The sequence below is a fragment of the Rhodococcus sp. DK176 genome, from assembly GCF_038447315.2.
Lineage (GTDB): Bacteria > Actinomycetota > Actinomycetes > Mycobacteriales > Mycobacteriaceae > Rhodococcus_F > Rhodococcus_F jostii_A.
This window is the reverse complement of sequence record NZ_CP118321.2, coordinates 3,217,286-3,227,708: the sequence shown is the minus strand read 5'-3', so window position 1 is coordinate 3,227,708 and position 10,423 is coordinate 3,217,286. Positions and strand designations below refer to the sequence as shown.

Sequence of the window (10,423 nt, the reverse complement as noted above, 5' to 3'; positions counted from 1 at the left end):
GCGCGGATGCTCCGCCGAGATCACAGTCCGACGGCGGTCTCGAGGAGATCGAGTTCGGCGTCGAGTTGATCGAGCATGGGGTGCAGATCCGGGACGGTGCGGCGGCAGCCGGTGAGGCCGAAGACGATCTGGTCGTCGCTGCTGGTGCACGTGATGTTGAGTGCCTGCCCGGTGGTGGGGATCGAGAGCGGGTAGAGGGATTCGAGTCGGGCCCCGTTCCAGTACAACGGGGTTCGGGGGCCGGCGACGTTGGAGATGACGACGTTGAACGGTGGCCGCAGCGGACCGCGGCGGCCGAGGAACATCTCGACTCCGAGCGGGGCGGCGCCGAGGGCGCTCATTGCGAGCACCTGGGCGGGACTCATCGCCTGGAGGGCGGCCTTGCCCTCGTTCATGCAGTTGCGGACGGTCTCGAGGCGGTGCGCGGGGTCGGGGAGGTGGGTGGCCAGGTTGCACATGAGCACTCCCACCCGATTGCCGCCGGCCCCGGTATTCGGCGCGCGGAGGGAGACGGGGACCATCGCGATCAGGGGGTTGTCCGGCAACGCGTCGCGGGTGTGCAGGTAGGCCCGGAGGGTGCCCGCGCACATTGTCAGCACGATGTCGTTGATGGTGGCGTCGGCGTGCTTGGCCAGCAGGCGGATCCGTTCGAGGGGGAAGGACCGGGCGGCGACGTGCCTGGCTCCGCTGATCGGCACGTTGAACAGGGTGTGCGGTGCGGTCAGCGACACCGCACCACCCTTGCCGTGCAGGGCACGATCCACGGTGTTGACCGCCGCGGGCAGGAGTCCGGCCATCTCGCCGACCGCCGCGCGGGCGGCGTCCCACGCCATCGCGGGCAGTGCGGAGCCGAGCCCGCCCGAAACCGCGACGCCCGCGTCCGGCACGGCCGCCAGCGGGTTGCGGGGTTGCCACGGTGTGGGCATGTTCCGACGGTGGGGGTCCTCGCTCATGCTGTCTCGGAGCAGCCTCATCGCGGATGCCCCGTCGGCGAGGGCGTGGTGGATCTTGGTGTAGATCGCGTAGCGGCCGTCGGCGAGTCCCTCGATCAGGTGCATCTCCCACAGGGGGCGGCTGCGGTCGAGCAGGGTGCCGTGCAGCCTCGACACCAGGGTCATCAGTTCGGTCATTCCACCCGGCTGAGGCAGGGCGTCGCGGCGCACGTGGTGTTCCAGGTCGACCTCGTGGTGCGGGAGGGTGTCCCAGCCCCACTGGCCGAACGAGGTCACCGAGCGGCGGGCCCGCTTGCGGAACGGCGCCGCCACCTGGTCACCGACCAGCGCGGCATCGAACATCGCGCGCACATCGGCCGCGGACGCCCCCTCGGGTGGCGTGAACACTGCCAGGCCGCCGACGTGCATCGGATGCTCGCGGGACTCGCCGAGCAGAAACAGTGAATCGGTCGGTGCCATCGGCAACAGCATGTGGTGTCCTTACCGTTCCCGAACCCGGATCCACCTGCGCGGATCCGCTCCCCCCGGAACTGTTGTTCATGTCTGTGTAGTGGTGTCGCAAAGTAACGTTTAGATGTGGTTCATATCACAAACCGGTCTCGCTGTTTATGTTCTACAGCACAGTCACGCTTTCCGCCACATGCACAGATGTCCAACAGGACGAATGCCGACAGCTCTTTCGTTCCGGGGCTGTCGGCGGCGCTCAGAGTTCGATGTACAGGAAGTTGTCGGCCCAATTCGTCTCGCCGCTGGTCGTCGCGAAGTAGAAGATTCGCTCCGAGAATCCGCAATCGAAGTATTCGGCGATCTTCGATTCGCCGGGGGCGAGCGCGCCGAGGTTCGTGCTCGGGTAGGTGAGCGGCGTGTGGACCGTCACCCCGGGGGCGGTCCCGTCGCCCTCGTTCGTGACACGCACGGCGCACGCGTTGACCCCCTCGGCGTTCGCCTGCGTGATCACGAGGTCGGGTCCGTCGCCGAGGGAGCCGAACGGGGCGGCGGACGCCGTTGCCGCCCCCGCAGTCATCAGTCCCGCGATCATGATCCCCGCCACTGCCGTACGTCGAAAATTGCGCATGGGTGTGCCCTTCCTCGGTCGTGTGGATTGCCCCGATCCGTACGCCACTGCAGGTCACCCGCACCGTCGTGCCGTGACTCTCAGCGCAGCCGGATTCAGTACCAGTAGCGTCGGCCGCCGATGCTTCGTCCGCTGACGCCGAGAAGCAGCAATCCCAGCCCGATCGCTGCGATGACGAGTCCGACGATCCACATCGCCGAAATCTTGACGATGAACCCCACGAGAATCAGAACGACTCCGATGGCGATCATGATTGGCTCCTCTGTTCGATGGACGGGTCGGGGATTTCGTCTCTGCGGTGGTTCGGAAGCCGGCTCGCGGGAATGAGTGCGGTGGTGGCGACCGCACCGGCATCGGCCATGGGATTCATCGGGCTGCCGTCGTGGAGTTCGAGCGCCACGACCGAATTGAATGCCAGCCCGGTGACCTCGGCCACGCAGATGCCGAACAGGGTGGGATCCACCGGGTTCACCCCCTGGTGACCGATCATCGGCGTGATTGTGGTCAGTCGAGCCGAATGCTATCCCACGACTGCGCTTCCCGCGGATCTTTCGCTGGGCGAAGTAGCGGACCGGACCAGGGGAAGCCGGCTCAATACACGTTGATCTTCGTGTCGCTGGGGATGTGCGGACGATCGGTGGTGAGCGTGACCTCGACGCGCCCGGATCCCGTCGCGAGGTGTGTCCACGGCTCCGCCGGGAAGTCGATCACCCCTCCACTGACCTCGGCGGACCACGATCCTGCAGCGCCGGTCTCCAGGTTGCGCCAGTGCAGCGTTGCGGACACCGAGCACAGCACGCCAGGCGTCGTCGAGATACCGACGAACGTCGCGTTCAGTCGAACGTAGACCAGCCCGGGCAGGCTGTCCGTAGCAACGGTGACTCCTCCGATTCGGCCGCCACAGGCAATTCCGTGAGCGACGGTCGCGGTGTCCGGAATGTTCACCCATCGGTCTCGAGTCTGATCCGCCGCAGCCGGGGCGGCGGCACCGAACAATCCGGCCAGCACCAGTCCACTGACCGCGATCGACTTGCCAAGCGTAAGAAGAGACATGGTGCTCCAGATCTGCGGGCTCGTCATGGTTTGATCGAGTTATGACCGAGGAGAATGGGATTCCCACCGTCGTGACCGCCAGCCGCATCATCGCGGCCCCGGCGCGGACGGTCTTCGAACTGATTGCCGACCCGGCACAACAGCCGCGTTGGGACGGCAACGACAACCTGGCCGAGGCCGCCGCCGGGCAGCGGGTACGCGCCGTCGGCGACGTGTTCACCATGACACTCACCACCGGCGGCATCCGCGACAACCACGTGGTGGAGTTCGAGGAGGGGCAACTGATTGCCTGGCTGCCCTCGGTGCAGGGTCTTCAGCCGCCGGGGCATCTGTGGCGCTGGGAACTCGACCGACTCGACGAGGCGCACGTCCGCGTCACGCATACCTACGACTGGTCGCGATTGACCGACGAGAAACGCCTCGAGCGGGCCCGGGCCACCACGTCGGACAGGCTTTTGGCCTCTGTCGACAGGCTTGCCGAACTCGCCGAGGCGAACGGCCCCTCGCCTGACCTGTAGGCGAGGGGCGTCCGACGTCACCGTCCGGGCACCACGGAAATCGTTCCCTGGCAGACGGCGTTCTGCGAGTTGACGAACCACCATCCCGCGCCGGTCTGGACGGTCACGGTGAACGAGACCGTCCCGGTTCCCGTCCAGGTTCGGTTGATCGGGATGCCGGGCTTCTGCTGCCAGGCCGCCTCGTCGCTGACGCTGTGTCCGGTCGCACCGGTTGTCGTGTTGTGCCAGTCGACCGACACCCTCGTGCCGTACCAGTTGACGCCGATGCTCGGGATGAGACCGCCGGGCGGCGTCGGCAGTTCGTTGCCGCCGCTCAGCAGAATTGCCGGCTCCAGCGCAGACCCACCCGGTCGCAGCGACTCCCCGGACGCGGCGTTGATGGTCCACGTGAACGGCGGTCCCCAGACGAGGGGATTCGCACTCGAGCACGTCATGGTCGTCGATGTCGGTGGTGCTGGCTGAGCACTCGCAACAGCGCCTCCTCCGGTCGCCACCGCGGTTCCCAGTCCGACAGCGGTGAGTGCCGCAGCACAGACCCGTCGTCCCAGCTGCTTGTTCATGAGCGCTCCATTCCTTCGTTACCAAGAGAATTGAGACGTCCGTCGCCCCCCTTCCATTTCGGGAGCGGGACAGGATCTGTTACAAATCGTGCGAACTGGACCGCCACTCACGCTGCTTCATTCGGCAATTGACGCTGCCCGAACGGAACGGAGGACTACGTTTCGACAGCAGTGGAGGGGGAGTAGGCGGCGGGCTGTAATCCGCCGATGCCCAACATCGACGGCGGCTACCGGCGCAACGAGAATGCCGATCTGGGCATACAACGTGGAGGGCAGGTCGACGAACTCCGCGTAGGCGGCAGCAGAGGCTCGACCATCTCGCCGGATAGCAACTCCCTCAACGCATTCGGCACCTATCCGAGGTGCTCACCTCGGTCGACGGTTGTCAGGGCCTGTCGATCCGAGGCTGGGACGGGTGACCTGCCAGACACTTCTCGACCCAGACCAGTCACACCTCCTTCTCGTCTACACCGCCATCCCCGGCAGCGAAAGCCACGAAAACTACAGCTTCTCTCCGTGACCCCAACCCATCCCGCAGACGCACCCGAACGCGTGACTGACAGTCCCGGTCGACCGAGTGGGACTACCGCGGTGTCTGGATCTACAACGCGTTGTGACATCGACCCCGGTGAGGCGGAACGGCGGAACGTAGCGAAGTGAGTGTCCACGGCGTCCGGATCGGCGAGAATTGGTGCCGTGCGAGTTCCGGTCGGTTAACTACCAGCTGGCCACACGACGAGGCATTGTCCCGAGCGACAGGGGGTATCGAGCATGCTGCATCCAACGGTGCGGTGCCGCGTGCGAAGGGTCGGCAGTGGCGCGCCTCTCGCCATCCTCGCGATCATCCTGGCCGGCGTCCTGTTCGCGGGTGGGTGTGGGCAGCAGGACACGCAGTCCGATGCCGAATCGCAGCAGGACGCGACGACATCCGAGGCGATCCTGTTGCCTCAGGAGATTCTGGTGGGGTTGGACGTCGTCCAGACGTACTTCCCGGAGATAGAACAACAGACGGCGACGAGTGAGAACTCCACTGCTTCCGGTACTCCCGACGCGACGCGAATGGTGATCTACGAAGCGGGCGACGGTAGAAGGGTGACCGTCTCCGTCGATCGATATCCCAGCGTCGACGCAGCCGCGACCGCATTCGAGCAAGCGATCGACAACAGCGAAGTCGTCCCGGGGTTCGTGGCGATACCGGCGCCGGCTGACGTCGGCGACAAGGCATTCGCCGGCTCCGTGACCCAGGGAGCGGACACGCATATCGGGTACGGCGCGCTCGCCGGCGAGTACGTGATCGGGGTGACCTCGGCCGGCTATCCGGCGACCACCGAGAACGTCGAGAAACTGGCCGGTCTCACACGCGACGCGGTCGAGAAGGCAACGGCATAGGGAAGAACGCGCGACACGACCCTCGCGGCGCCAACACCGCGTCAGGATTGCGGCCATCGGAGTCATGGTGCCGTCAAGAAGGGCCGCGTCCTCGCGTGGCGGGGGTAGATCTGAAACTGAATCCCCGAGGAGGTTCCGATGACGCTTCATCTTCCCCACCCGTTCGTGCACGAGCAGCCGCGGCAGAACATCGTGCTCGACCTCTCGGCGCTCGGCCCGGGCATCGAGGACGCGCTGCGTGAGGTGATGGAACAGCCACAACTGCGGCTGGTCGGTTTCCGCTGCACAGTCGGTCCCGGGGCGGTCGACGAGGCGATCGGGCTGATGGAACAGGTCCGGCGCGACTACGGGGTGATCCTGACGGAACTGGTCCTCCAGGGCGCAGACGGTGTCGATCTGCGGGAGGTCGTCGACGAGGCCCTGGACGAGGCGTGCGCCCGCAATCGGTATCCCCGCCCGAGCGTCGTGTTCACCGGGCACGCGGCAGAGCCGGGACTCCCCGCCTTGACGAAATCTTGACGCCCTCACCCCTTGCGCCCGGTTGAACGCGCGTTTAGCGTATTAAACATGCGTTCAACCAGTGCCGGTTCCGAGGTCCCGCAACCCGATCTGACCACGCGTGCCCGAGTGCGCGACGCGGCCATCACGGTGTTCGGCAATCACGGTTTCAGTACCGGAGTGCGGGCGATCGCCACCGCCGCCGGGGTGTCACCCGGTCTGGTGATCCACCATTTCGGCTCGAAGGACGGCCTGCGCGCCGAATGCGACGAGCATGTCCTGCGGATCATTCGGGAGCAGAAGGCGGAGGCGATTTCGACGCCCGGACCGGCGGGCGCCATGCACGCCCTCGCCGAGATCGAACAGTACGCCCCGCTCGTCGCGTACATCGTGCGCAGTTTCCAGGCAGGTGGAGGACTCGGCGAATCCCTCTTCGAGCACATGGTCGAAGACACCGAGCAGTATCTCGCGATGGGCGTGGCGGCCGGAACTGTCCGGCCCAGCCGCAACCCGAAGGCGCGGGCGCGCTACCTCACCCTCTACAACGTGGGTGCCATGCTGCTCTACCTGCAGATGCGTGCCGACAAGGAAACTCCGCTCGATTACGCCACGGCCATCCGCGACCTCGCCACCGACGTCACGCTGCCCGCCCTCGAGATGTACACCGAGGGCCTATTGCCGGATTCGTCGACCCTCGAGGCGTATCTGGCCACCGAAGACGGTGCCGCGCAGGCGGGCGCTGCACCCGCAGAACATACCGACTCCCCGAACTAGGAGCAGCTATGAGTGCGATCATCGAAGTGCGCAACCTGGTGAAGACGTTCGGACGAACCCGGGCGTTGGACGGACTCGACCTCGAGGTCGGCGAAGGGGAGGTGCACGGGTTCCTCGGGCCGAACGGCGCCGGCAAATCCACCACCATCCGCGTCCTCCTCGGCAGCCTGCACTCCGACAGCGGTGAGGCCACCGTGTTCGGCCGCGACCCGTGGCGCGACGCCGTCGCCCTGCACCTCGACATGGCGTACGTCCCCGGCGACGTGACCCTGTGGCCGTCGTTGTCCGGCGGCGAGACCATCGACCTCCTCGCCCGGATGCGCGGCGGACTGGACGAGACCCGCAAGCAGGATCTGATCGAGCGTTTCGACCTCGACCCGCGGAAGAAGGGTCGGGCGTATTCGAAGGGCAACCGTCAGAAGGTGGCATTGGTGTCGGCGTTCTCGTCCGACGCTCGCCTGCTGCTGCTCGACGAACCGACGTCGGGCCTGGATCCATTGATGGAACAGGTTTTCCGTGAGTGCGTCGCCGAGGCCCGCGACCGCGGTGTGACGGTGCTGCTGTCCAGTCACATCCTGTCGGAGGTGGAGGCGCTGTGCGAGCGGGTCACCATCATCCGGGCCGGACGGACGGTCGAATCCGGAACCCTGGCGTCGATGCGGCATCTCAGCCGTACGTCGATCACCGCCGAACTTCTCGGTGACCCCGGCGATCTGAGCCGCATCGACGGCGTGGCGGACATCGAGTTCGACGGGGCTACGCTGCACTGCCAGGTCGACAGCGAACATCTCGGCGAGCTCATCCGGGTGCTCGGCGACACCGGGGTACGCAGCCTCGTCAGTCAGCCGCCGACCCTCGAAGAACTCTTCCTGCGGCACTACGAGATCGACGACGGCACGACCACGTCGTCCGACGCGGTGGAGAAGGTGCGGGCATGAGTACCGCAACGGTGTCCCGGTACCGGCCCGTGGAGCCGGCGCCGGTGTCTTCCTCGGATTTTACGGGGACACTGCACTTTCTGCGGTTGTTCCTGCGCCGGGATCGGATCGCGCTGCCGCTGTGGATCCTGATCTTCGCGTTCGCGCCCGCGCTGTACGTCGCGAGCATCGCCGACATCTACACCTCCGACGCCCAGTTGGCGGAGTTCGCGGCCACCACGGCGGCCAGCCCCGCGCAGATCGCCATGTACGGGCCGATCTTCAACTCCAGCCTCGGCTCGGTGGGTGTCTGGAAGGCCGGTATCTACTACACGCTGATCGGGCTGGTGGTGATTCTGACGGTCATCCGGCACACCCGCGCGGAGGAGGAGACCGGCCGGGCGGAGCTTCTCGACTCGACCTCCGTCGGACGGTACTCGGGCCTGACCGCGGCGCTGCTCCTCGCCGGCGGCGCCTCCGTCGTCACCGGGATCCTGTGTGCGGCAGCGTTGCTCGCCCGGGACCTTCCGGTGGGCGGTTCGGTCGCGTTCGGGACGTCGCTGGCCTGCTCCGGTCTGGTGTTCACGGCGGTCGCCGCCGTTGCGGCGCAGGTGAGTACCGGCGCCCGTGTCGCGCGCGGCGTCGCGTTGACGGTGCTCGGGATCGCGTTCGCGTTGCGCGCGGTCGGTGATGCCGGGTCCGGCACCCTGTCGTGGTTCTCACCGCTCGGCTGGGGCCTGCAGATCCGTCCGTATGCCGACGAACGCTGGTGGGTGGTCGTCCCCAGCCTCGTCACGGCACTCGTACTCACCTGGGCGGCATACGCTCTCCTGCGCCGACGCGATGTCGGCGCCGGTCTGATCGCCGAACGCCCCGGCCCCACGGACGCCTCGCCGGCGCTCGCCGGCACGCTGGGACTGGCGTGGCGGATGCACCGCGGCACACTCGCGGCCTGGACGGCCGGGCTCGGTCTGTACGGCCTGCTCATCGGCAGCGCCGCGAAGGGGATCGGTGGCCAGGTCGGCGACAGCCAGACGATCCGGGACATCATCACCCGGATGGGCGGCTCGCAGTCGCTGGAGGAATCGTTCATCGGTTACGCGTTCACCATGCTCGCGGTCGCCGCCGCGGCCTACGCGATCTCCGCGTCGTTGCGGCTGTATTCCGAGGAGAACGCCCAGCGTCTCGAACCCGTGACGGCCGGTTCCGTCGGCCGCGTCCGGTGGGCATCGAGCCACATCCTGTTCGCCATGCTCGGACCTGCGGTCGCGATGATCGTGGCCGGAGTGGCCGCCGGACTCACGTACGGTGCATCCATCGACGACGTGGGGGGAGCCCTGCCCGACGTGATCGGGGCGGCGCTCGTGCAACTTCCCGCGATCTGGATGCTCGCCGGCGTGACGGTCCTCCTGTTCGGTGTGGTCCCGCGGTTCACGCCGGTGGCCTGGGGTGTGCTCGTCGCGTTCCTCTTGATCTTCATGGTCGGGTCGATCGCGCAGTTCCCGCAGGCGGTGCTGAATCTGGAGCCGTTCAGCCACGCCCCGAAGCTGCCGGGTGGGCAGTTCGAGGCGACGCCGATCGTGTGGCTGCTCCTGATCACGGTGGTGCTGATCGTGGTGGGCGTGGCGGCGTTCCGGCGGCGCGACCTGCGCTGAGCGCCGGCCGGTGTGCACACTGAAGGCATGGCACGTGTGCACACCGGCGAGTCCGTCCTGGCCCGGACGGTGCGGATAGTCGAATCGTTCCGTTCGGACGATTCGCTGCTCACGGTGTCCGAGATCGCGCGACGGTCCGGTCTCCACATCTCCACGACGTCGCGGTTGATCGACGAACTGGTGGGGTGCGGCTGGCTCGAGCGTGAGGACCGGAAGGTGCGGATCGGGGTCCGCCTGTGGGAGGTCGTGTCGCGGGCGTCCCCGACCCTCGGGCTCAGGGAAGCGGCGATGCCGTTCATGGAGGACCTGCACGCCGTCGTCGGGCAGCACACTCAGCTCGGTGTCCTCGAAGGTGACGAGGTGTTGTTCATCGAGCGGCTCACGGCACCGGGCGCCGTGGTCAACTACACGCGCATCGCGGGTCGGATGCCGCTCCACGTGTCCTCGTCCGGGCTGGTCCTGCTCGCGCACGGACCGGCGGAGCTGCAGGAGCGCATACTGAGCGAGCCGTTGAAGGTCTACACCGACAACACGATTCGCACCGCACGACAGCTGCGAGGAGTGCTCGCCGACGTCCGCCGGCACGGCTACATCCTCTGCGCCGGACACCTCTACCCGGACACCACGGGCGTCGCGGTCCCGGTGCGGGACGGCCACGGCAAGGTGGTCGCCGCGCTGTCGGTCATCGTGCCGAATGACGAGAAGGCGTACGCGCAGATCCCCGCGCTGCAGGCGGCCGCGAAGGGCATCACCCGCGTGATGGCGGCGGCGTCGACGTGAGGCAAGCCCAGGTGGCAGATTCCCACGGATTTGCCGGAATCCGACGCAATTGCGCGGGCGGCTGACCAATGTCTGTGACACTGTGCGCGGTGGACTATCCGCCCCGCCCGTGCCACGGTGGAAACGGAACCACTTCTCCCAGAAAGCGCAGCATCATGGAAAGCACCTCGCAACCCAGCCCCCGGGAATGCCCGGACTGCCACGCGCTCACCGCGGACCTCGAGGCACATAAACTCTGGCACTCGCGGCTC

General features: G+C 67.0%; 13 protein-coding genes. 7 read left to right on the top strand and 6 right to left on the bottom strand.

The window, feature by feature from the left end:
• Positions 1 to 20: 20 nt before the first annotated feature.
• From PSR88_RS15245 to PSR88_RS15225, 5 genes are all read right to left on the bottom strand, one after another.
• Positions 21 to 1,424, bottom strand: a complete 1,404-nt coding sequence (locus tag PSR88_RS15245) for a WS/DGAT/MGAT family O-acyltransferase (RefSeq protein ID WP_011595642.1) — start codon at positions 1,422 to 1,424, stop codon at positions 21 to 23.
• A 232-nt stretch (positions 1,425 to 1,656) separates the two neighbouring features.
• Positions 1,657 to 2,028, bottom strand: coding sequence for a hypothetical protein (locus PSR88_RS15240; protein ID WP_011595641.1), 372 nt, complete (start codon positions 2,026 to 2,028; stop codon positions 1,657 to 1,659).
• 95 nt (positions 2,029 to 2,123) lie between these two features.
• Positions 2,124 to 2,279 (bottom strand): hypothetical protein, encoded by a 156-nt coding sequence (locus tag PSR88_RS15235; RefSeq protein ID WP_011595640.1) that lies wholly within the window; start codon positions 2,277 to 2,279, stop codon positions 2,124 to 2,126.
• A complete protein-coding gene (locus PSR88_RS15230) occupies positions 2,276 to 2,518 on the bottom strand; it encodes a glutaminase (protein WP_016882182.1) in 243 nt (80 codons plus the stop codon). The genes PSR88_RS15235 and PSR88_RS15230 overlap by 4 nt, the downstream gene beginning before the upstream one ends.
• Positions 2,519 to 2,619: 101 nt before the next feature.
• A complete protein-coding gene (locus PSR88_RS15225; RefSeq protein ID WP_237724053.1) occupies positions 2,620 to 3,081 on the bottom strand; it encodes a hypothetical protein in 462 nt (153 codons plus the stop codon).
• A 41-nt stretch (positions 3,082 to 3,122) separates the two neighbouring features.
• Between PSR88_RS15225 and PSR88_RS15220 the strand changes: the two genes are divergently transcribed.
• The gene (locus PSR88_RS15220; protein WP_016882183.1) at positions 3,123 to 3,599 is read left to right on the top strand and encodes an SRPBCC family protein; all 477 of its coding nucleotides are present in this window, start codon (positions 3,123 to 3,125) and stop codon (positions 3,597 to 3,599) included.
• Between the two features lie 17 nt (positions 3,600 to 3,616).
• On the opposite strand, the gene PSR88_RS15215 is transcribed toward PSR88_RS15220, so the two are convergent.
• Positions 3,617 to 4,033 carry a hypothetical protein gene (locus PSR88_RS15215; RefSeq protein WP_411755667.1) on the bottom strand — a complete coding sequence of 139 codons (417 nt, stop codon included), beginning with the start codon at positions 4,031 to 4,033 and terminating at the stop codon, positions 3,617 to 3,619.
• A gap of 897 nt (positions 4,034 to 4,930) precedes the next feature.
• Between PSR88_RS15215 and PSR88_RS15210 the strand changes: the two genes are divergently transcribed.
• The 6 genes from PSR88_RS15210 (at position 4,931) to PSR88_RS15185 (ending at position 10,172) form a co-directional block, all read left to right on the top strand.
• The gene (locus PSR88_RS15210) at positions 4,931 to 5,548 is read left to right on the top strand and encodes a hypothetical protein (RefSeq protein ID WP_016882185.1); all 618 of its coding nucleotides are present in this window, start codon (positions 4,931 to 4,933) and stop codon (positions 5,546 to 5,548) included.
• A 138-nt stretch (positions 5,549 to 5,686) separates the two neighbouring features.
• Positions 5,687 to 6,067, top strand: coding sequence for a hypothetical protein (locus PSR88_RS15205; protein ID WP_009475715.1), 381 nt, complete (start codon positions 5,687 to 5,689; stop codon positions 6,065 to 6,067).
• Between the two features lie 48 nt (positions 6,068 to 6,115).
• Positions 6,116 to 6,820, top strand: coding sequence for a TetR/AcrR family transcriptional regulator (locus tag PSR88_RS15200; RefSeq protein WP_009475714.1), 705 nt, complete (start codon positions 6,116 to 6,118; stop codon positions 6,818 to 6,820).
• A gap of 8 nt (positions 6,821 to 6,828) precedes the next feature.
• Complete coding sequence (locus PSR88_RS15195; protein ID WP_009475713.1) at positions 6,829 to 7,758, top strand: ATP-binding cassette domain-containing protein; 930 nt, start codon at positions 6,829 to 6,831, stop codon at positions 7,756 to 7,758.
• Positions 7,755 to 9,392 carry an ABC transporter permease gene (locus tag PSR88_RS15190; protein ID WP_011595632.1) on the top strand — a complete coding sequence of 546 codons (1,638 nt, stop codon included), beginning with the start codon at positions 7,755 to 7,757 and terminating at the stop codon, positions 9,390 to 9,392. Before PSR88_RS15195 ends, PSR88_RS15190 begins: the two co-directional genes overlap by 4 nt.
• A 27-nt stretch (positions 9,393 to 9,419) precedes the next feature.
• On the top strand, positions 9,420 to 10,172 hold the full coding sequence (locus PSR88_RS15185) for an IclR family transcriptional regulator (protein WP_011595631.1): 753 nt from the start codon (positions 9,420 to 9,422) through the stop codon (positions 10,170 to 10,172).
• Positions 10,173 to 10,423: the final 251 nt, after the last annotated feature.

What these genes read in the sequence shown, in the direction of transcription:
- PSR88_RS15185 (WP_011595631.1), top strand. Translation starts at nt 9,420, where the DNA reads ATGGCACGTGTGCACACCGGCGAGTCCGTCCTGGCCCGGACGGTGCGG.
- PSR88_RS15230 (WP_016882182.1), bottom strand. Translation starts at nt 2,518, where the DNA reads ATGATCGGTCACCAGGGGGTGAACCCGGTGGATCCCACCCTGTTCGGC.
- PSR88_RS15205 (WP_009475715.1), top strand. Translation starts at nt 5,687, where the DNA reads ATGACGCTTCATCTTCCCCACCCGTTCGTGCACGAGCAGCCGCGGCAG.
- PSR88_RS15245 (WP_011595642.1), bottom strand. Translation starts at nt 1,424, where the DNA reads ATGCTGTTGCCGATGGCACCGACCGATTCACTGTTTCTGCTCGGCGAG.
- PSR88_RS15190 (WP_011595632.1), top strand. Translation starts at nt 7,755, where the DNA reads ATGAGTACCGCAACGGTGTCCCGGTACCGGCCCGTGGAGCCGGCGCCG.
- PSR88_RS15225 (WP_237724053.1), bottom strand. Translation starts at nt 3,081, where the DNA reads ATGTCTCTTCTTACGCTTGGCAAGTCGATCGCGGTCAGTGGACTGGTG.
- PSR88_RS15220 (WP_016882183.1), top strand. Translation starts at nt 3,123, where the DNA reads ATGACCGAGGAGAATGGGATTCCCACCGTCGTGACCGCCAGCCGCATC.
- PSR88_RS15200 (WP_009475714.1), top strand. Translation starts at nt 6,116, where the DNA reads ATGCGTTCAACCAGTGCCGGTTCCGAGGTCCCGCAACCCGATCTGACC.
- PSR88_RS15195 (WP_009475713.1), top strand. Translation starts at nt 6,829, where the DNA reads ATGAGTGCGATCATCGAAGTGCGCAACCTGGTGAAGACGTTCGGACGA.
- PSR88_RS15210 (WP_016882185.1), top strand. Translation starts at nt 4,931, where the DNA reads ATGCTGCATCCAACGGTGCGGTGCCGCGTGCGAAGGGTCGGCAGTGGC.
- PSR88_RS15240 (WP_011595641.1), bottom strand. Translation starts at nt 2,028, where the DNA reads ATGCGCAATTTTCGACGTACGGCAGTGGCGGGGATCATGATCGCGGGA.
- PSR88_RS15235 (WP_011595640.1), bottom strand. Translation starts at nt 2,279, where the DNA reads ATGATCGCCATCGGAGTCGTTCTGATTCTCGTGGGGTTCATCGTCAAG.
- PSR88_RS15215 (WP_411755667.1), bottom strand. Translation starts at nt 4,033, where the DNA reads ATGACGTGCTCGAGTGCGAATCCCCTCGTCTGGGGACCGCCGTTCACG.